Below are 19,956 nucleotides of genomic sequence, written 5' to 3' on the forward strand. Positions count from 1 at the left end.
CCGATGTCCCCGCACCGAATGGCCGGGCTGCCCGCCGGCCGCCGCGGCAAGTACGCCGTCCTCGTCCTCTGGTTGGTGCTGCTCGCGGCCGCCGGGCCGCTCGCGCTCAAGCTGGGCGAGACGCAGGACAACTCCACGCTCGGCGCGTTGCCGCCCGGCGTCGAGAGCAGTCGCGCCGCGCAGCGGGCCGAGGCCGCCTTCCCCGAGGCCCGCCGGCAGCTGGCCGTCGCCGTCTACGTCCGCGACACCGGCCTCACCGCCGCCGACCGGGCCCGGGTCGACGCCGACCGGGCGGCCTTCGCCGGGTACGCCGACGGCGGCCTGGTCTCCCCGCCGGTGCCGAGCGCGGACGGCCGGGCGATGCTGTTCTCGCTGCCGGTCAGCGCCGACGAGCAGCGGCGCGCCGACGCGGTGCGCGCCATGAAGGACCGCCTCGCCGAGGGCGTGCCGGGGCTGCGGACGGCGCTGACCGGCGACGCGGCCGCCGAGAGTGACATCTGGGACGCGTTCGACGGGATGGACGGCGCGTTGCTGCTGGCCACCGCCGTCACCGTCGCCCTGCTCCTGCTGGTCACCTACCGCAGCCCGGTGCTGTGGCTGGTGCCGCTGCTCGCGGTGGGCGTCGCCAACCAGCTCGCCGGCGCCACCGTCTACCTGCTGGCCCGGCACGCCGGCCTCGCCGTGGACTTCCAGAGCCAGACCATCCTCACCGTGCTGGTCTTCGGCGTCGGCGTGGACTACGCCCTGCTGCTCATCGCCCGCTACCGGGAGGAGCTGCGCCGGCACGCCGACCGGCACGCCGCGATGGCGGTGGCGCTGCGCCGCTCGTACGGTGCGGTCTGCGCCTCCGCGGCGACCGTCGCGCTCGGCCTGCTCTGCCTGGTCGCGGCGGACCTGCCCGCCACCCGCGGCCTGGGCCCGGTCGGCGCGGTCGGCATCGTGGCCGCGCTGCTGGCGATGACGACGTTGCTGCCGGCGGTGCTCGTCCTGTGCGGCCGGTGGCTGTTCTGGCCGTTCGTGCCGCGCCACGCCCCCGGCGCGGACGAGCGGGACCGCACCGCCGACCACGGGGTGTGGCGGCGGGTCGCCGGCCTGGTCGGTCGCCGGCCGCGCCTGGTCTGGGTGGGCACCGCCGCGGCCCTGGTCGCGCTGACCCTCGGGATCGGCAACCTCGCCCTCGGCCTGCCCGACGACGAGTCCTTCACCACCGAGGTCGGCTCGGTCACCGGCCAGCGCCTGGTCGCCGCCCACTATCCGGGCGGGTCGACCGCGCCGGTCGAGGTGCTGGCCGCCGCCGGCGCGGCCGACCGGGTGGTGGACGCGGTCCGCGCGGTGCCGGGCGTCGCGGAGGTGGGCGGCCCGCAGCGGTCCGCCGACGGCCGATGGGTACGCGTCACCGCGGTGCTCGCCGCCGCCCCGGACAGCGCCCCGGCCCGGGACACCGTGAACCGGCTGCGGACCGAGGTGCACGCGGTGCCCGGCGCGCAGGCGCTCATCGGCGGGCGCACCGCGACGCTGCTCGACGAGCGGCGCACGGTGGACCGGGACAACCGGGTGGTCATCCCGCTGGTGCTCGCCGTCGTCCTGGTGATCCTGGTGCTCCTGCTGCGCGCGCTGGTCGCGCCGCTGCTGCTGATGGCGAGCGTGGTGCTGTCGTACGCGGCCGCGATGGGCGCGGCCGGGCTGCTGCTGGACGCGCTGGGCCACCCACGACTGTTCGTCGGGGTGCCGCTGCAGGCGTTCCTGTTCCTGGTCGCCCTCGGTGTCGACTACACCATCTTCCTGATGACCCGCGCGCGGGAGGAGGCCGCGTCGATCGGGCACCGGCCCGGCATGCTGCGGGCGCTCACCGTCACCGGCGGTGTGATCACCAGCGCCGGGGTGGTGCTGGCGGCCACCTTCGGCGCCCTGCTGGTGCTGCCGCTGGTGCCGTCGGTGCAGATGGGGGTGATCGTGGCGGTCGGCATCCTGCTCGACACGCTCCTGGTGCGCAGCCTGCTGATCCCGGCGCTGACCCTGGACCTGGGCGCGCGTACCTGGTGGCCGGGGCGGCTGTCCCGTCGGCGGGTGGCCGCGGCGCCGCCGCCCGCGGCCGAGCGGGCCGCGCTGCGGGTCTGACAGCTTGGTGGCCGCGCTGGTCAGCCGGCGAGCAGGGCGGCCATCCGCTCGGCCTGGGTCTCCCAGCGCCACTCCCGCTCCACCCAGGCGCGTCCGGCCGCGCCGAACTGTTGGGCCAGGTCGCGGTCGGCGAGCAGGGTGGACACCCGGTCGGCGAGCTGGGCCACGTCCCGACCCCGGACCACGTACCCGGTCTCCCCGTCGCGGACGGCGTCCGGCGCGCCGCCGGAGTCACCGGCCACCACCGGCAGCCCGGTCGCGCTCGCCTCCAGGTAGACGATGCCGAGGCCCTCCACGTCCAGGCCCCGGTTGCGGGTGCGGCAGGGCATCGCGTAGACGTCACCGGCCGCGTAGTGCGCGGGCAGCTCGGCGGTGGGCACCGAGCCGGTGAAGACCACGTCCCGCTCCGCCCCGACCTGTCGGGCCAGCTTCTCCAGCGTCGCCCTGTAAGGCCCGCCGCCGACGACCAGCAGCGCGGCGTCCGGCACCCGACGGCGGATCTCGGGCAACGCCCGGATCAGCATGTCCTGTCCCTTGCGCGGCACCAGCCGGGACACGCACACCACCACCGGCCGGTCGGCGAGGCCCAGCCGCAGCCGGACCTGCCCGCCGTCCACCCCCGGGTGGTAGGTGTCCACGTCCACGCCGGGCGCGAGCCGCCGCAGCTCGGTCAGCCCGTCCAGCGCCCGGGCCAGCCGGACCCGGGTGTACTCGCCGAGGTAGGTGGTCACGTCCACGCCCCGACCGATGCGGCGCAGCGCGGCGCGGGCGCCGGGCAGCGCGGCCCAGCCGACCTCGTGCCCGTGGGTCAGCGCCACCGCCCGGCGGATCCCGGCCCGCCGGCGCAGCCCGGACGCGAGCAGCCCCAGCGGGGCCGCCGCGCCGAACCACACCGTGTCGCAGTCGTACGCCCGGGCCAGCCGGGCCGCCCGCCGCGCCACCAGCGGGGTGGGCAGCAGCACCCTGGTTCGTTCGCGGACCACCTCGAACGGCTGGTCGGCGTCGAACTTCTCCGCGCCGCGCCAGCTCGACGCGTAGACCACCACCGAGCCGGCGGGCTGGCGTACGGCCAGGTTGTGCACGAAGGACTGGATGCCGCCGGGGCGGGGCGGGAAGTCGTTGGTGATCAGCAAGGTGCGGCTCATCGGCCGGTCTCCCTGGCGTAGGCGCGGGCGGCGGCCATCCGCTCCACGGTGGACGGGTGGGACGCCGACCACAGGTACTCCCAGCGCGGCGGGTCGGGGTCGGACAGGTTGACCCCGGCCAGGCGGCGCTGCATCGCCTCGAACGTCGCCGGGTCGCCGGTGAGCGCCAGCGCGTGCGCGTCGGCGCGGGCCTCCACCCGACGGGAGACCAGCGCCTGCACCGGGGTGGCGAGCAGACCGGCCACCGTGACCAACGCGATCAGCAGCGGGAACGCGCGGGGCTGGGCGATGGAGTCGACACCGGCCAGCCGCAACAGCGGCGGCCACGAGCCGACCAGGTAGAGGGCCACCACCGCGGCGGCGGCGCCGAGCGCGCCGAGCACGGTGCCGGTCCAGACGTCCCGGTCCTTCGCGTGCCCCAGCTCGTGCGCGACCACGCTGGTCACCTCCGCCGGCTCGGCCTCGCGCAGCAGGGTGTCGTAGACCACGACCCGCCGGGTCGGTCCGAGCCCGGAGACGTAGGCGTTGACCGCCCGGGTCCGCCGGGAGGCGTCGGCGACCAGCACGTCGCGCACCGGGACCCCGTCTCGGGCGGCCATGCTGGTCAGCTCCGTACGCAGCGGGCCCGGCTCCATCGGGGTGAACCGGTTGAAGACCGGCTCGACCAGCACCGGCAGCACGAACGACAGCACGACCACCAGGGCGGCGGCGCCGGCCGCGCCGAACGCCCACCACCAGCGGGGGGCGAGCCGCACCACCGTGTAGAAGCCGAGCAGCACCAGCGCCCCGATGACCGCGCTGACCGCGTACGACTTGAGCAGGTCGACCGCCCAGCCGCCCCAGCCCTGGGTGCTCAGCCCGTAGCGGACCAGCACGGTGCGACGCCAGGCCGAGAAGGGCAGCGTGAGCAGGTCGGCGAGGAACATGACGGCCAGCCCGCCGAGCACGGCCTGCGCGACCCAGTGGCCGCCGAAGGGCCGGCCGGCCAGCTCGACCAGGCGCCCACCGAGCGGGGTGAGGCCGAGCAGCAGCGCCACCACCAGCCCGACCGCGAGCGCCGACCAACCGGCCGGCCGCAACGCGTCGTGAAAAGCCCGACCGCGGGCCACCTGGTCGACCGGGAGCGACCGCAACGCCGCGAGTTGGTCCGCCCGGGGGGCCGGCGGCCGGCCCCACGGCACCAGCAGCACGACGGCCACGACCAGCGCGACCGCCAGCCCGGCCAGGCTCAGCAGTGCCCAACCGCGCGGGGTCACCAGCCCACCCCGCCGTCGCGACCCGTCCGCGTCATGCCGCTCCCCTCCACCGTGACCGCCCATCCTATTGCCCGATCCTCGCGGATCCGCTGCGGTGCCCGACCGCTCACCGCCGCCGCCCGCCGCGCCCGGTCACGCCCGCCCCGGCCCGCGCCGGCGCCGGCGCACGTCGCCCCGCTCCCGGCGTCAGCCCTGGGGTCGCAGCGGGCAGCGGCCGACGGCGGTGGCACGGCAGCGGGCGACAGGAGCCGGCGGCATGCGCGGACGCGGGCGGTGGGCGGCAGGTGGCCGGGCGTGAGCTGCGGGCGACTGGCGCGGCGACAGGCGGCCCAGCCCCGAGTCTTCGGCCCGGGTGGTGGGCGACCGGCCCGGGTGGTGGGTGATCGGCCCGGGTGGTGGGTGATCGGCCCGGGTGGTGGATGACCGGCGCAGGTGGGGGCAGCCGGCGCAGGTGGGGGCAGCCGGCGCAGGTGGGGGCGGCCGGCGCGGGCAACGGCTCCGGACGACAGGCGCCCGAGCCACCGGCGCGGCAGCAGTTTCCGGTCGACAGGCGCTCGGGCGGCGGGCGCTCCACGGCGCGTCGTGGGCGGCACGCGTGGGCGGGTCGCATGCGCGGGCGGCGGATGGCAGGGCCCGAGAGCGATATGCCTCTGAGTCATATTTATGACCAGGAGTCATATCGCTCCTGACGCATCTGCCCTGGCGGGCGCGACACGCCCAAGGACATCGAGGTCGGGGATCACGCCGGCGGGGACAGCCAGGCGACAGCAGCGGAGCGGACCGTGGCGGGCTGAGCCGGGCCGGCCGGCAGGACAGCGGCGCCGCGGACGTGGGATGGGCGGTCATCGCCTCACGCCAATAGCGGCAGTGGCAGCAGCAGCGGCACGTGCAGCCGTGTCGGAGTTGGCAGCCGCGCGTCTATGCCCGACGGCGCGGTCACGGCGAAGTGGCGCGAGGTCGACAGTGATCCGCCCGGCAGGGTGGGCCGTGGGCCGTGGGCCGTGGGCCGTGGGCCTTGGGCCGAGGTCAGTGCTCGGGCGCCGGACCCGGGAGGCCGGCGGAGTCGGCCCGGGGGCCGGCCGTCACGGGCTCAACCCGGAGTGCCCGCCCGGCCTGCCGGCCTGGAACGCGACGGACTCAGCGAGCCGGACCGGTGGACGGGGAGAGTCCGGGCGCGGGGGTCGGGCCACCCGGAGGCAGGCGGTGGTCAGGCGACGCGGCGGCGACGGGCGGAGCGGCGGGGCGCCGGGGCCGGCACCACCTGCACGTCGAAGCCGGCCCGGGCGAACACCTCGATCGCACGGTGCTCGGCGGGGCCCAGGCCGGCCGCCGGCGAGTCGGGGTCGAGCAGCGCGGTCACCAGACAGCCGGAGCAGCCGGCGCCGCGGATGCCGCAGGTGTCGCAGTCGATGAGCATCAACGCCTCCTGACGGGTCGCCGGTGGCGGTCGGGGAATAGACCACCACCGTCGGTCACCGAAAGGCTATGCCTGGGGTGTGACAGAACCGGACAACGAGGCAGCACCCACCTCGAAAACGATCATCCGACCACCAGTACGCCGAAGTGGCGCGATCGGAACGCCGCCGCCGGGTCGGGTCAGGAGCGGGCGAGGCGGCGCAGCAGGGAGTCGGCCCCGAGCGGGTACGCGCCGTGGCGGCGGACCCCGTCGGCGACCTCCCGGTCCGAGGAGACCACCACCACCGGGCGGCCGGCCGGCTCGGCGCGGACCAGCCGCCGGATCAGCTCATCGGCGGTCTCCCCCTTGCGGGAGAAGAGCACGCGTACGCCGCGCGGCGCCGGAGGCAGGCCGTGGATCCGCTCGGCCCCGTCGAAGACGACGGTGACCTCGTCCCCGGTCTGCGCGGCGATCCCGCCCAGGCCGGTGATCAGCCGCTTGCGCTGCTGCTCCAGCGACATCTCGCCGAAGCCGCGTTTGGTGACGTTGTAGCCGTCCACCACCAGGTGTGCCCGGGGCAGGGCGAGGAGCTGGTCGAGGCGGGCCGGGTCGTCCGTGTCGCGGGCCCGGGTCGCGGCGCCGGCCGGCGCGGCTCCCGGCTGGTCGGCGAACGCGTCGGCGACGAAGTCGGCCGGCAGCACGTCGACCGGGTCGAGCGCCAGCTCCCGGCGCAGCCCGACCGCGGCCTGACCGATCGTCTCCAGCAGCAGCCACAACCGGGCGTCGTCGACGGAGCGGGCCTCCTTGGCGCTGGCCCGGGCCACGCCGGCGGCGGCCTCCGCCTCGGCCAGCCGGGCCCGGGCGCGGCGCAGCTCGGCGTCCGCGTCGGCCGCCGCGCGGGCCGCCCGGCCGCGCTCGGTGGCCAGCAGTTCGGTGGCCTTGCGCTCCCGGGCCTGGGTCTCCCGCAGGGTACGGGCCAACTGGCGCGCCTCCTCGCGGAGCTGGCCCAGTTCCTCCCGGACCCGGGCCAGCTCGTCGCGGAGCTTCTCGGCCTCGACCCGGGCCACCGCCCGGTCGTGCTCGGCCCGGGTGGCCCGCTGTTCGGCCTCCCGCACCAGCTCGGCCACGACCGCGCTGTCCGCCTCGGCGCGTACCGCCTCGCCGCTGGCGTCGATGAGTTCCCGCCAGCCCCTGGGTCGGGCCAGGTAGGCCAGGGCGGCCACCTCGACCGGGTCGGCCGCGGCGGGCGCGGTGCCCTCCACCACGGCCGCGCCGAGGTCGCCCGCGTCGGCCAGCACCCGGGCGGTGACCCGCTGCCGGAACAGCGGGTCGGCGGTGAGCTGGGCGGCGATCACCGGGGCGCCGAGCCGGGCCCGGCGGTTCGGGGCGAACTTGGCGACCCGGCGCAGCGGCACCGGCACCTCGTCGGCGGGCAGGCCGGGCAGCACGGCGGCGGTCAGCGTGACGATCCGCTGGCGGACCGGCTCGGGGAGGGTGGGCTCGGGCTCGACCGTGGTCGACGGTTCCTCACCGGTTCCGGGCGCACCGACCACCGGCTCCTCCGGGGAGGTGCGGTCGTCGTGCGGCTCGGTGAGGGGCATGTGGCAAGTCTCCCACCCCGAACGGGCCCACCGCCCGGTGAGTGAGCCGATCTCTCATCGTACCCCCGTGGTAACGGAAGGGGCCGGAGTGACCGGAGTGTCGGACCGTGCCGTTACCGTCCGGCGGGTGACGCGAGCGGAGTACGTCCAGGAGGCGTTGGCCGGTCTGGACCGGGCGGCGGGCAGCGGGGTCGACCCCGCGTTGCCGCTCTACGCGACCACCTTCGTGGTGGTCGACCTGGAGACCACCGGCGGCGCGCCGGACGGCGGCGGGATCACCGAGATCGGCGCGGTGAAGGTCCGTGGTGGCGAGGAGCTGGGCGTGCTCGCCACCCTGGTCAACCCCGGGGTGCCCATCCCGCCCTTCATCACCGTGCTGACCGGCATCACCCAGGCGATGCTGCTGCCCGCCCCGCCGATCGAGCAGGTGCTGCCCAGCTTCCTGGAGTTCGTCACCGACGCCGTGCTGGTCGCCCACAACGCCCCCTACGACGTCGGCTTCCTCAAGGCCGCCTGCGCCAAGCACGGCTACGCGTGGCCCAACCCCCGCGTGCTGGACACCGCCGCGCTGGCCCGGCGGGTGCTCACCCGCGACGAGGTGCCCAACCGCAAGCTGGGCACCCTGGCGGCCTACTTCCGCACCGCCACCCAACCCACCCACCGGGCGCTGGACGACGCCAAGGCCACCGTCGACGTGCTGCACGGGCTGATCGGCCGCCTCGGCGGGCACCGGGTGGACACCGTCGGCGAGGCGATCGAGTTCGCCCGCGCGGTCACCCCCACCCAGCGCCGCAAACGGCACCTGGCCGAGGGGCTGCCGAAGGTCCCCGGGGTCTACATCTTCCGGGCCGCCGACGACCGTCCGCTCTACGTGGGCACCTCCGGAGACATCGCCACCCGGGTCCGCAGCTACTTCACCGCCGCGGAGAAGCGGGCCCGGATCTCCGAGATGCTGGCCGCCGCCGAGCGGGTGGAGGCGGTCGAGTGCGCCCACTCGCTGGAGGCGGAGGTCCGTGAGCTACGGCTGATCGCGGCGCACGCGCCGCCGTACAATCGCCGGTCGAAGTATCCCGAGCGCCAGGTGTGGCTGAAGCTCACCGACGAGGCGTACCCCCGGTTGTCGATCGTGCGCGACCTCGCGCCCACCGACTCGGCCTACCTCGGCCCGTTCCGGTCCCGGCAGGCGGCCGAGCTGGCCGCCGCCGGCTTCCACGACGCGGTGCCGCTGCGCCAGTGCACCCACCGGCTCTCCCGGCGCACCACCATGCCGGCCTGCGCGCTGGCCGAGCTGGGACGATGCCCGGCGCCCTGCGAGCACCGGATCACCCCGGAGGAGTACGAGCACCGCGCGGCCACCCCGTTCCGCACCGCCACGCGCGACGACCCCGGGGTGGTGGTCGAGGCCCTGCTCGCCCGGATCGAGGTGCTGTCCGCGGCCCAGCGCTACGAGGAGGCCGCGGTGGCGCGGGGCCGGCTGGTCGCGGTGCTGCGCGCGGCGGTCCGGATGCAGCGGCTGGCCGCGCTGACCGGCATCGCCGAGCTGGCCGCCGCCCGACCGGCCGCCCGGGGCGGCTGGGAGCTGGCGCTGGTCCGGCACGGCCGGCTGGCCGGCGCCGGGGTGTCCCCGCCGGGTGTCCACCCGCGACCGACGATCGCCGCGATCCGGGCCACCGCCGAGACGGTGCTGCCCGGGCACGGGCCGGTGCCGGCGGCCACCGCCGAGGAGACCGAACGGATCCTGTCCTGGTTGGAGCGACCGGAGACCCGGCTGGTCGAGGCGACCGACGGATGGGCCTCCCCGGTGGGCGGCGCGGGGCGGTTCCGCGACCTGCTGGCAAAGGCGGAGAACGGCGGGTCCCACCAACTCTCGACCGAACGCTCATGACCAAGTGTCCGATCGGACTACGTCGACTCCCTTAGTCTGTTAAAGAAGTGCAGACCTGCCCGATTCGCGGGCCTGCTCCCGGTCGCCGGTCCCGGCGGTCGAGGGTCGGGGTGAGGAGGTGTCCCAGGTGGACGTCGACGCCGGACACGGCGCCGCCCTGGGCGGCGCCCTTCCGACCCAGGGCGAGCTGCCGCTCACCCGCCGCCTGCGCTCCCTGCTCACCTGGCCCACCACCGACGGCGACCCGGTCACCGCCCTGGTCCGCACCCACCGCGGGATCCACCCCAGCGCCGACGCCCCGGTGCTGCGCCGGGCCTACACGATCGCCGAGAACATGCACCGCGGCCAGTTCCGCAAGAGCGGCGAGCCCTACATCACCCACCCCCTCGCGGTGGCGCAGATCTGCGCCGACCTCGGCATGGACACCATCACCCTGGTCGCCGCGCTGCTGCACGACACCGTGGAGGACACCCGCTACACGCTCCAGGCGCTCCAGGAGGACTTCGGCCGCGAGGTGGCCCACCTGGTCGACGGCGTGACCAAGTTCGACAAGGCGTTCTACGGCAAGGCCGCCGAGGCGGAGACCGTCCGCAAGATGATCGTGGCGGCCGGCAAGGACGTCCGGGTCTTGGTCATCAAGCTGGCCGACCGGCTGCACAACATGCGCACCCTCGGCGTCCGCTCGGCCGCCTCGCGGGAGCGGATCGCCCGCAAGACGCAGGAGGTGCTGGTCCCGCTCTGCGACCGGCTGGGCATCCAGACCCTCAAACGGGAGCTGGACGACGTGGTGCTGCTGCACCTCCAACCCGACGAGCACGCGCGGATCGAGCGGTTCGTGCACGACCGGCCGGGCTGGGACGCCTACCTGGGCGACGTGGTGGCCCGGACCCGGGCCGCGTTGCGCCGCAACCGGGTGGACGCCGAGGTGTCCCCCCGGCCGCGACACCTCTACTCGATCTGGAAGGACACGGTCGCCGGCGACCACGCCGCCCCCTACGACCTGCCGCGCATCGCGATCGTGGTGGACGGCCCACCGACCGACTGCTATGCCGCGCTCGGCGCCGTGCACGGCCTCTGGCGGCCGGTGCCGGGCCGGTTCAAGGACTTCATCGCCTCCCCGAAGAACAACCTCTACCGCTCGCTGCACACCAGCGTGTGCGGCCCGCAGGACCGCACCGTGGAGGTGCTGATCCGCACCAGCGAGATGCACCGCTCCGCGGAGTACGGCGTGGCCGCCCACTACCGCTTCCCCCGGGCCGCGGGCCGGGCCGCCGACCGGGCCGACGAGTTGGCCTGGCTGCGCCGGGTGCTCGACTGGGAGCAGGACACGGTCGACCCGACCCAGTTCATGGCGTCGCTGCGGTGCGACCTGGCCGAGGCGCAGATCCAGGTGGTCGCCGACGGCCGCCAGGTGGTGCTGCCGGCCGGGGCCACCCCGGTCGACCTCGCGTACGAGCTGGGCACCGAGCGCGGCGACCACTGCCTGGCCGCACGGATCAACGGCCGGTTGGCCCCGCTCTCCTCCGAGCTGGAGGAGGGCGACGTGGTGGAGATCTTCACCGAGAGCGACGCGGAGAGCGGCTTCGAGGTGGACGTGGCCCCGCGCGGCCCGCGCCGGGAGTGGCTGGGCTTCGTCAAGTCCCCGCACGCCCAGATGCAGATCAACCGCTGGTTCGCCGAGCACACCGAGCCGGGCATCTCGATCGCCGACAAGGTCCGCCTCGGCCGCGCCTCCATCGGGCTGGCGCTGCGCAAGCACAACCGCGGCCTGGCCAGCGACCTGCCGCTGCTGCGGCTCTCGGAGGAGCTGGGCTACCCCGACCTGGAGACGCTGCTGGTGGCGGTCTTCGACCGCACGGTCGAGCCGGACACGGTGGTCCAGCAACTGATCGACCTGGTCGACCACCGGCAGTAGGGCGAAGGGCGTTGGCCCGCGTCCGCCCGGCGGCCACTAGCCTGGACGCATGATCCCCCGCGCGCGTGCCACCGGACGGGCCCTCGGCTATCAGCTCTTCTACCGGCTTCCGGTCCCGCTGCGGCGGCGACTGGTGCGGTTGGCCGTGCCGAAGTACATCGTGGGGGCGGTCACGCTGGTCCGGGACACGGAGACCACCGGCGCCGGGCGGATCCTGCTGCTGCGCCAGCCGCCCGGCCACAGCTGGACCCTGCCGGCCGGTCTGCTGCAACGCGGCGAGGCGCCGGTGGTCGGCGCCGCCCGGGAGCTGTACGAGGAGTCCGGCGTCCGCCTCTCCCCCGACGCGCTCCGGCCGGCCGTGCCGAACGCGGTCGTGCACGCCAAGGGCTGGGTCGACGTGGTGTTCGAGGCGGAGGTGCCGGCGTCGCGCACCGAGCTGGCGGTGGACGGGGCCGAGGTCTTCGAGGCCGCCTGGCATCCGCTGGACGACCTGCCCCGGCTCAGCCGCGCCACCGCCAACCTGCTCGGCTACTACGGCATCGGGCCGCGCGCCGGCGAGGTCCCGCCGGCGACGCCACCGGCCGCGTGAGTCCACCGGCGGCCGGGGCGACGACGGCCGGGGTCGAGGTGTGCGCGGTCGTGCTGGCGGCGGGTGAGGGCACCCGACTGCGCCCGCTCACCGAGCGGGTGCCCAAGGCGCTCTGCCCGGTGGGCAACGTGCCGCTGCTCGACCGGGCCCTGGCCCGTTTGGCCGGCCTCGGGCTGACCGGCCCGGCCCGGGTCGCGGTGAACGCCTGTTACCTGGGCGACCAGGTGGTGGCCCGGGTGGGCGACCGCGCCCACCTGTCGGTCGAGCCCGGCGACCCGCTGGGCACCGCCGGCGGGCTGGGGCGGCTGCGGGACTGGATCGCCGGGCGGGGCGTGCTCGTCGGCAACGCCGACGCGTACCTGGCCGACCCGCAGGCTCCTCCCGGCCCGGACGTGGCCGCGCTGCTGGACGGCTGGGACGGGCGGAGCGTACGCCTGCTCGGACAGCCGGCGGACGACCCGGCCGCCCCCGGCACCTTCGCCGGCCACCGCTTCGTCGGTTTCTCGCTGCTGCCGTGGCGGATGGTCCGGGACCTGCCGGCCACCTTCGGCGATCTGGTCCGCGCGGTGTGGCGGCCGGCGGAGGCGGCCGGCGCGTTGACCGTGGTCCCCTACCGGGGCACCTTCTACGACACCGGCACGCCGGCCGACTACCTGGCCGCGAACCTGCATGCCGCCGGCCCGGTCGGACTGGTCGACCCGTCCGCCTCGGTGGACGGCCGGGTCACCCGCTCGGTGGTCGGCGCGGGCGCCCGGGTGCACGGCACGGTCGACCGGTCGGTGATCTGGCCGGGCGCGACCGTCGCCGCCGGGGAACACCTCGATCGCGTGGTCCGGGCCGGCGCCGACCTGACCGTCCCGGCCGCGCGGTGACCGCGCCGGGCTCTAGCATGGGCCTCGTCGCCGACGAACGGAGAAACGTCCCGTGATCACCGCGATCGTGCTGATCGACTGCGCCACCGATTCCATCCCCGAGGTGGCCGAGACCCTGGCCAACCTGCCCGGTGTCAGCGAGGTCTACTCGGTGGCCGGGCACGTCGACCTGATCGCCATGGTCCGGGTCCGCGAGTTCGAGCAGATCGCCCAGGTCATCGCCGGCAGCATCTCCAAGGTGCCCGGCGTGCTCAACACCGAGTCGCACATCGCGTTCCGCGCCTACTCGCAGCACGACCTGGAAGAGGCGTTCGCGATCGGGCTGGCCAACGCCGACTGAGACGGACGGCGGCCGGCCCGCCCCTGGTGGGGACGGGCCGGCCGACCTGGGTCGTGCGATGCGTCAGCTCTGCGCGGGCGCCGGGGACTCCGTGGTGCCCGGAGCGGGCTCCTCGGTCTCGGTGCCGCCCGGAGCCGGCGACTCGGTGCCGCCGCCACCCGGAGCCGGCGACGTGGTGCCACCCGGGCCGGGCGTGCCGCTGGCGCTGGTCTGCGGGACCGGGACACCCAGGGTCTGGGCCAGGGCCACCAGCGCGTCGTAGTGCGCCTGGAGGACCGGCAGCGCGTCCTGGGCGAGCTGCACCACCGACTGCTCGGAGCCCTGTGAGATCTCCGTCTGGGTGGCCTGGATGGCCTGGACGTGGCCGGCGAGTTCAGCGGTCACCCACGCCTTGTCGAACTCGGCCCCGCTGAGGTTGTTCAGCTTGTCGAGGACCTTCTGCTGGTCGGCGGTGGGGTCGGCCGGCAGCTGCACGTTGAGCTGCTGGGCAGTCGACTGCACCGTCTGGTCCAGCTGGGTGTGGTCCGTCACGAACATCTTGCCCAAGTCCTTGACCTGCTGGTTCTGGCCCTTCTGCTGGGCCAGGTTACCGGCGGTGATCTCGTACAGGTTGACCTGGTGCACCGCCTGCAGGTACTGGGTGTCCTGCGTCGACGGCTGCGCCGCGGCCTGCGCCGCGGCGGCGGGCGCCAGCCCCACGACCACCAGCGCGGCCAGCAGACCCAGGCGTTTGATTCCCAACATGCTTCCTCCCCCATGAGACGTCGGACCGCACGGATACCCGGCTGACCGGGGTTATTCCTGCGATTCCACCCGTCCGTGTCCGGGGGCGGCGGGGCACCGGAGCGGAGCCGTCGGGCGGTCGACGGTACAACCGGACGACGGGGTCGGAAACGGCAGTGGCGCCCGCCGGATGTCCGGCGGGCGCCACTGTCGGTCGTACTCGAAGGGGTCAGCGACGGCTCTCGCCGCTGCTGATCTCCTCCCGCTCCGGTCGGGGCTCGACCGGCGGGTGGCCCGGCGAGACCGGCGCCTCGGCCGGCTTCTCGATCGGGTAGAAGAAGCCCCGGATGGCGGGCCCGAGAGCGCCCAGCCGGTTCATCTTCTTCGGTACCACCCAGCCGACGTAGTCCAGCGCCGGCGCGTGACCGTCGTGGCCGTCCGCCGAGGTGAGCGGTTGGTGGACCTCGACGAACCGGCCGTCCGGCAGGCGCCTGATGATGCCGGTCTCCACGCCGTGGGCCAGCACCTCCCGGTCGTGCTGCTGGAGACCCAGGCAGATCCGGTAGGTGATGTAGTAGGCCAGCGGCGGGACGACCAGCAGACCGATCCGGCCGGCCCAGGTCATCGCGTTCAAACTGATGTGGAACTTGTCGGCGATCACGTCGTTGCCGCCGGAGAGCGTCAGCACGACGTAGAAGGCGACGGCCATGGCGCCCACCGCGGTCCGGGCCGGAACGTCCCGGGGCCGCTGGAGCAGGTTGTGGTGCTTGTAGTCCTTGAGGCGGCGCGCCTCCAGGAACGGGTACATCGTCGACAGGCCCACCAGGATGCCCGGGAGCACGACCGTCGGCCAGAACAGCGGCGGGATGACGTATCCGTCGCCGATCGGGATGCTGATCTCCCAGCCCGGCATGAGTCGGGTCGAGCCGTCGAGGAACATGACGTACCAGTCGGGCTGGCTGGCCGCCGAGACGACCCACGCCTCGTACGGGCCGAAGTACCAGATCGGGTTGATCTGGAAGAGGCCACCCATCAGCGCGATCACGCCGAAGACGACCATGAAGAAGCCGCCCTGCTTGAGCGCGTAGCGCGGGAACATCCGCTCGCCGACCACGTTCTCGTTGGTCCGGCCGGGGCCGGGCCACTGGGTGTGCTTCTGCTTGAACACCAGGCCCAGGTGCACGCTGATCAGCGCCACCAGCAGGCCCGGGATGAGCAGCACGTGGGCGATGAAGAAGCGGCTGATGATGATGGTGCCGGGGAACTCCCCGCCGAAGATCGACGAGCTGACCCAGGAACCGATCACCGGGATCGACAGGATGATGCCGGAGGCGATCCGCAGACCGGTGCCGGACAGGCCGTCGTCCGGCAGCGAGTAGCCGGTGAAGCCGGCCAGGAAGCCGACCCAGAACAGCAGCGAGCCGATGATCCAGTTGGTCTCACGCGGCTTGCGGAACGCGCCGGTGAAGAAGACCCGGAGCATGTGCACCACGATCGCGGCCATGAACAGCAGGGCCGCCCAGTGGTGCATCTGCCGCATGATCAGACCACCGCGGACGTCGAACGAGAGGTCCAGGCTGGAGGCGTACGCGGCCGACATCGGGGTGCCACGCAGCGGCGCGTAGCTGCCGTCGTAGACCACCTCGGTCATCGCCGGCTCGTAGAAGAAGGTCAGGAACACACCGGTCAGCAGCAGGACCACGAACGAGAAGAGCGCGATCTCGCCGAGCAGGAACGACCAGTGGTCGGGGAAGACCTTGTTCAGCAGCTTGCGCAGCGGCGTGGCGACCTGGAAGCGGTCGTCAACCGCCCCGGCGGTCTTGGCCGGCAGCGCGGCCCGATCGAACTTTCGGCGCTTCATGGCCGCTCCCAGAAGTCGGGACCGATGGTCTCGGTGTAGTCGGACCTCGCCACGAAGAAGCCCTCCTCGTCCACCTCGATCGGCAGCTGCGGCAGCGGCCGGTTCGCCGGGCCGAAGATCGGCTTGGCGTTGTCGGTGATGAGGAACTGCGACTGGTGGCAGGGGCAGAGCAGCCGGTTGGTCTGCTGCTCGTAGAGGCTGGCCGGGCAGCCGGCGTGCGTGCAGATCTTGGAGAACGCGACGTAGTTGCCCCACATGTAGTCGCCGCGACCCTTGCGCTCGTTCGCCTCGCGCGACTTCTGCGCGTCGTCCTCGCGCAGGTGGATGAGCAGGGTCGGCGAGTCGGCGTGCTTGTTGCTGACGCCACCCTCGATGCCGGGGAACACGGTGAGCTGACCGCCGACGCTGACGTCCGCGGGGCGGATCGGGCGGCCGTCCTCGCGGATCAGCCGGATCTTCTCGCCGCCCTCGGCCGGCTGGAAGCCGGTGGTGAACATCTGGTTGTTCTTGTGCGGCTGCTGGATCAGACCACCGACCAGCGGAGCCGCGACCACCGCGCCGACCGGCGCGAGACCGGCGAGCAGCGAGATGCCGAGCAGCGGACGGCGCTTCACCCCGAGCTCGTCGGCCAGGTAGAGCATGGTCTCACCGGTGATCTTGCGATCCTCCGGGTTGTCGACCTGGTCGTGCCGGTCCTGGATCGAGACCTCCTTGGGCAGCAGCTTCTTGCCCCAGGTCAGGATGCCGAAGCCGACGCCGAGGAGCGCCAGGCCCAGGGTCAGGCCGAGCAGCGGGGTGTAGAGCTTGTCGCCGCCCCGGCCGGCCTCCCACTGCCACGGCCACCAGATGTAGATCGCCAGGAAGGCGGTGGCGAAGGCACCGGTCAGCAGGAACATCATGGCGACCGTGCGGGTCAGCCGACGCTCGGCCTTGCTGCCCGGGACCACCTGCGCCTCGTAGTGGACGATCTCGATGTCGTCGCGCCGGGCGCCTTCCTGCACGATGTCGAACCGGGAGAGCCGGGGGTCGTTCACGTCGAGCGGCTCCGGGCCCGGCTGGGCCTGGTGCTCGGTGTGGGTGCTCATGCCGTCACCTCGCTACGCGTGGCGCCGGTGGCCGGCACCAGGGCAATGATACAGATGTTCGGCCGGGTCACGACTTGCCCGCAATCCACAGGCTCGCGAAGACCAGCGCGACGATGCCGACCAGGAAGATCGCCAGACCCTCGGTCGACGGGCCGTACCGGCCCAGGTTGAAACCGCCCTGGTCCTGGTCGTGCTTCAGGGTCTCCTGGATGTAGGCGATGATGTCCGCCTTCTCCTGCGGAGTGATCTGGTTGTCGCCGAACACCGGCATGTTCTGCGGGCCGCTCAGCATGGCGGCGTAGATCTGCCGGTCGCTGGCCGGCTTCAGGCTCGGGGCGTACTTGCCGGAGGAGAGCGCGCCGCCACCACCGCCGAAGGCGTGGCACTGCGAGCAGTTGATCCGGAACAGCTCGCCGCCGGTGGACATGTTGGCGCCCTCACGCAGGTTGCCCGACGGCACCTGCGGGCCACCGCCCAGCTCCTGGATGTACTGGCCCAGCTGGCGCACCTGCTCGTCGGTGAAGACCGGCGGCTTGCGCATCGCCTGGGCCTCCTGCCGGGCCATCGGCATGCGGCCGCTGCTGACCTGGAACTCCACCGAGGCCGATCCGACGCCGATCAGGCTCGGACCCCGTCCCTCGACGCCCTGGGCGTTGCGACCGTGACAGGTCACACAGCTCACGTCGAACAGCGCCTTGCCCTCGTTGCCGGCGGCGCTCAGCGGCGGGTTGTCCTGCGCCTGCACGCCCGGGGCGAAGACGGTGTAGGCGCCGCCGGCCAGCATCAGCGCGGCGGCCAGCCGGACCGCGGCACCCAGCCGGCGGCGGCCCCTGCTGCGCGCTACGGGCCGCCCGCGCAGCCGCGCGAGCAGACCGCGTCGGCGGTCGTTGTCAGAAGTCATGACCTGTGTCCTTAACCGGTTGGACCTTGTCTCAGGGGACGGAGCAGCGGCGCGGTTCGTGACGCGCCAAGATCACTGAAGCCAGTAGATCATGGCGTAGAGCCCGATCCACACGACGTCGACGAAGTGCCAGTAGTAGGACACGACGATCGCCGAGGTCGCCTGGGCCGGAGTGAACCGACCCATGGTGGTGCGGATCATGAAGATGATGAAGGCGACCAGACCGCCGGTCACGTGCAGACCGTGGAAGCCGGTGGTGAGGTAGAACATCGACCCGTAACCGTCTTCATTGATCTTGACGCCCTCGTGCACCAGGTGGCGGTACTCGTTGAGCTGACCGAGCACGAAGATCAGGCCCATCACGAAGGTGATCGTGAACCACCGACGCAGGGCGTGGACGTCGCCCTTCTCGGCCGCGAAGACACCGAGCTGGCAGGTCACCGAGGAGAGCACCAGGATCACCGTGAAGGTGGTCGCGTAGGGCACGTCGAGGGCCTCGGTGTGCTTCTCCCACAGCTCCGGCGCCGCCGCGCGGATCGAGAAGTACATCGCGAACAGCGCCGCGAAGAACATGAGTTCGCTGGAGAGCCACACGATCGTCCCGACGCTGACCATGTTGGGACGCGTCAGGGAGTGGATCCGGCTCTTGTCAATGGCTGGGGCCGCAGTCACGCGGTCATTATTGCCCTTGACCGGGACCGACGATCAGCGGGGTGGCAAACCGGTGCCCGCAGTGGCCCGATCGTGGTCGTCCGCTTCGCCTGACCTACCCTGAAAAGCGTGCTGCACGTCGATCAGATCCTCGCCGTCACCTCGGCGGCTCCGGCGACGCTCGCGGCGGGAGGCGAGGTCGCCCCGCCGCCGTTCACCGTCGCCCGGGTGCTCACCGAGACCCGGCTGGACAGCTGGCTCGCCCTGGGCCTGGTGCTCGCCGCCGGCCTCTACCTCTACGGGGTGCACCGGTTGCGACTGCGCGGCGACCGCTGGCCGGTCATCCGCACCGTGGCGTTCCTCGGCCCCGGCCTCGGCGGCATCGCGCTCGTCACGCTCACCGGCCTCGGCGCGTACGACACCACCCTGCTCTCGGTGCACATGGTGCAGCACATGGTGCTGTCGATGATCGCGCCGATCTTCCTGGCCCTCGGCGCCCCGGTGACGCTGGCGCTGCGCACGCTGCCGGTGCGGCCCCGCAAGCGGCTGCTGGCGATCGTGCACAGCCGGATCGCCCGGATCTACAGCTTCCCGCTGGTGGCGTTCACCATCTTCGTGGTGAACCCGTTCGCGCTCTACTTCACCGACCTCTACGAGTTCACGCTGCGGCACGAGTGGGCGCACGAGCTGGTGCACGCGCACTTCATCGCCACCGGCTGCGTCTTCTTCTGGCCCTTGCTCGGCCTGGACCCGCTGCCCGGTCGCTGGCCCTACCCGGCCCGCGCGCTGCTCATGGTGCTCTCCGTGCCGTTCCACACCGTGCTCGGACTCACCATCATGCAGAGCACCACGCTGTTCGGCGGCGACTGGTACCCGTCGCTGAACCTGTCCTGGTCCGACCCCTGGGAGGACCAGGTGGTCGCCGGCGGCGTGCTCTGGGCCGGCGGCGAGTTCGTCAGCGTCACCATGCTGGCCGTGCTGGTGGTCCAGTGGATCAAGCAGTCCGAGCGCGAGGCCCGCCGGCTGGACCGGGAACTGGACCGCCAGGAGGCCCGCCAGAAGGCCGCGGAGGCCAGCGCCTGAGTCCCGCCCGGGCGGGGCGTCGGGTCGAATGTGACGCCCGCTACGATCAGCGGGCAGCTACGAGGTGGGAGCCACGTCACGATGAGCGATCGTCTTTGCACCGTCCTGCTCTACAGCGACGACCCGAAGGTCCGGGACCGGATGCGGCTCGCCGTCGGCACCCGGCCGGCGCCCGGCATCGAGATCGAGTTCGTCGAGGCCGACGACTACGCCGGCTGCGTCCGGCTGGTCGACGACTACGAGATCGATCTGCTGCTGCTCGACGGCGAGGCGAGCCCGGGCGGCGGCATCGGCATCGCCCGCCAGATCAAGGACGACCGCGACGACGCGCCGCCGACCTGCGTGGTGCTGGCCCGCGCCGCCGACCGCTGGCTGGCCGCGTACGCCGAGGTCGACGCCACGCTGACCCACCCGCTCGACCCGGTGACCGCCGGCAGCACCGTGGTCGAGCTGCTGCGCCGCACCCACGCCGCGGCCTGATCCACCCCGCGGCGCCACGGCGAACGCGGCCGTGGCGCACGCCCCCCAACCGCTT

The 19,956-nt window shown here is 73.6% G+C and carries 17 protein-coding genes; 8 read left to right on the forward strand and 9 right to left on the reverse strand.

Annotated features, from left to right (window positions below; translation table 11 throughout):
- Window positions 1-3: 3 nt before the first annotated feature.
- Window positions 4-2,118, forward strand: coding sequence for an MMPL family transporter (locus O7600_RS10020; protein WP_281593353.1), 2,115 nt, complete (start codon window positions 4-6; stop codon window positions 2,116-2,118).
- A 20-nt stretch (window positions 2,119-2,138) separates the two neighbouring features.
- On the opposite strand, the gene O7600_RS10025 is transcribed toward O7600_RS10020, so the two are convergent.
- The 4 genes from O7600_RS10025 to O7600_RS10040 form a co-directional block, all read right to left on the reverse strand.
- Complete coding sequence (locus O7600_RS10025; RefSeq protein WP_281593354.1) at window positions 2,139-3,263, reverse strand: glycosyltransferase family 4 protein; 1,125 nt, start codon at window positions 3,261-3,263, stop codon at window positions 2,139-2,141.
- Entirely contained in the window at window positions 3,260-4,519 is a 1,260-nt protein-coding gene (locus O7600_RS10030; RefSeq protein ID WP_281593355.1) for a M48 family metallopeptidase, read from the reverse strand. Before O7600_RS10030 ends, O7600_RS10025 begins: the two co-directional genes overlap by 4 nt.
- Before the next feature lie 1,207 nt (window positions 4,520-5,726).
- Complete coding sequence (locus O7600_RS10035; protein ID WP_281593356.1) at window positions 5,727-5,936, reverse strand: hypothetical protein; 210 nt, start codon at window positions 5,934-5,936, stop codon at window positions 5,727-5,729.
- A 179-nt stretch (window positions 5,937-6,115) separates the two neighbouring features.
- Window positions 6,116-7,516 carry an NYN domain-containing protein gene (locus O7600_RS10040; protein ID WP_281593357.1) on the reverse strand — a complete coding sequence of 467 codons (1,401 nt, stop codon included), beginning with the start codon at window positions 7,514-7,516 and terminating at the stop codon, window positions 6,116-6,118.
- 127 nt (window positions 7,517-7,643) lie between these two features.
- On the opposite strand from O7600_RS10040, the gene O7600_RS10045 reads away from it, so the two are divergent.
- The 5 genes from O7600_RS10045 (at window position 7,644) to O7600_RS10065 (ending at window position 13,117) form a co-directional block, all read left to right on the forward strand.
- Window positions 7,644-9,401: a DEDD exonuclease domain-containing protein gene (locus tag O7600_RS10045; protein ID WP_099164236.1), complete on the forward strand. Its 1,758-nt coding sequence runs from the start codon at window positions 7,644-7,646 to the stop codon at window positions 9,399-9,401.
- Between the two features lie 127 nt (window positions 9,402-9,528).
- Window positions 9,529-11,316, forward strand: coding sequence for a RelA/SpoT family protein (locus O7600_RS10050; RefSeq protein WP_281594117.1), 1,788 nt, complete (start codon window positions 9,529-9,531; stop codon window positions 11,314-11,316).
- A gap of 49 nt (window positions 11,317-11,365) precedes the next feature.
- Window positions 11,366-11,905: an NUDIX domain-containing protein gene (locus O7600_RS10055; RefSeq protein WP_281593358.1), complete on the forward strand. Its 540-nt coding sequence runs from the start codon at window positions 11,366-11,368 to the stop codon at window positions 11,903-11,905.
- Window positions 11,902-12,777: a sugar phosphate nucleotidyltransferase gene (locus O7600_RS10060; protein WP_281593359.1), complete on the forward strand. Its 876-nt coding sequence runs from the start codon at window positions 11,902-11,904 to the stop codon at window positions 12,775-12,777. Before O7600_RS10055 ends, O7600_RS10060 begins: the two co-directional genes overlap by 4 nt.
- A gap of 52 nt (window positions 12,778-12,829) precedes the next feature.
- Complete coding sequence (locus tag O7600_RS10065) at window positions 12,830-13,117, forward strand: Lrp/AsnC ligand binding domain-containing protein (protein ID WP_013287689.1); 288 nt, start codon at window positions 12,830-12,832, stop codon at window positions 13,115-13,117.
- Window positions 13,118-13,180: 63 nt separating this feature from the next.
- Here O7600_RS10065 and O7600_RS10070 read toward each other — a convergent pair whose 3' ends face one another.
- From O7600_RS10070 to O7600_RS10090, 5 genes are all read right to left on the reverse strand, one after another.
- Window positions 13,181-13,861: a DUF4142 domain-containing protein gene (locus tag O7600_RS10070; RefSeq protein ID WP_281593360.1), complete on the reverse strand. Its 681-nt coding sequence runs from the start codon at window positions 13,859-13,861 to the stop codon at window positions 13,181-13,183.
- 208 nt (window positions 13,862-14,069) lie between these two features.
- The gene (locus O7600_RS10075) at window positions 14,070-15,701 is read right to left on the reverse strand and encodes a cytochrome b N-terminal domain-containing protein (protein WP_281593361.1); all 1,632 of its coding nucleotides are present in this window, start codon (window positions 15,699-15,701) and stop codon (window positions 14,070-14,072) included.
- The gene (locus O7600_RS10080) at window positions 15,698-16,786 is read right to left on the reverse strand and encodes a Rieske 2Fe-2S domain-containing protein (protein WP_099164235.1); all 1,089 of its coding nucleotides are present in this window, start codon (window positions 16,784-16,786) and stop codon (window positions 15,698-15,700) included. Before O7600_RS10080 ends, O7600_RS10075 begins: the two co-directional genes overlap by 4 nt.
- A 67-nt stretch (window positions 16,787-16,853) precedes the next feature.
- Window positions 16,854-17,687, reverse strand: a complete 834-nt coding sequence (locus O7600_RS10085) for a cytochrome c (protein ID WP_091573206.1) — start codon at window positions 17,685-17,687, stop codon at window positions 16,854-16,856.
- Window positions 17,688-17,759: 72 nt separating this feature from the next.
- Window positions 17,760-18,359 carry a heme-copper oxidase subunit III gene (locus O7600_RS10090; protein ID WP_091573205.1) on the reverse strand — a complete coding sequence of 200 codons (600 nt, stop codon included), beginning with the start codon at window positions 18,357-18,359 and terminating at the stop codon, window positions 17,760-17,762.
- A gap of 126 nt (window positions 18,360-18,485) precedes the next feature.
- Here O7600_RS10090 and O7600_RS10095 point away from each other — a divergent pair, with 126 nt between their 5' ends.
- Together O7600_RS10095 and O7600_RS10100 are read left to right on the forward strand one after the other, a co-directional pair.
- The gene (locus O7600_RS10095; RefSeq protein WP_281594118.1) at window positions 18,486-19,421 is read left to right on the forward strand and encodes a cytochrome c oxidase assembly protein; all 936 of its coding nucleotides are present in this window, start codon (window positions 18,486-18,488) and stop codon (window positions 19,419-19,421) included.
- An 81-nt stretch (window positions 19,422-19,502) separates the two neighbouring features.
- Window positions 19,503-19,901 carry a hypothetical protein gene (locus tag O7600_RS10100; RefSeq protein WP_091573203.1) on the forward strand — a complete coding sequence of 133 codons (399 nt, stop codon included), beginning with the start codon at window positions 19,503-19,505 and terminating at the stop codon, window positions 19,899-19,901.
- Window positions 19,902-19,956: the final 55 nt, after the last annotated feature.

Origin of the sequence: Micromonospora sp. WMMA1998 (genome assembly GCF_027497375.1) — a bacterium.
GTDB lineage: Bacteria > Actinomycetota > Actinomycetes > Mycobacteriales > Micromonosporaceae > Micromonospora > Micromonospora sediminicola.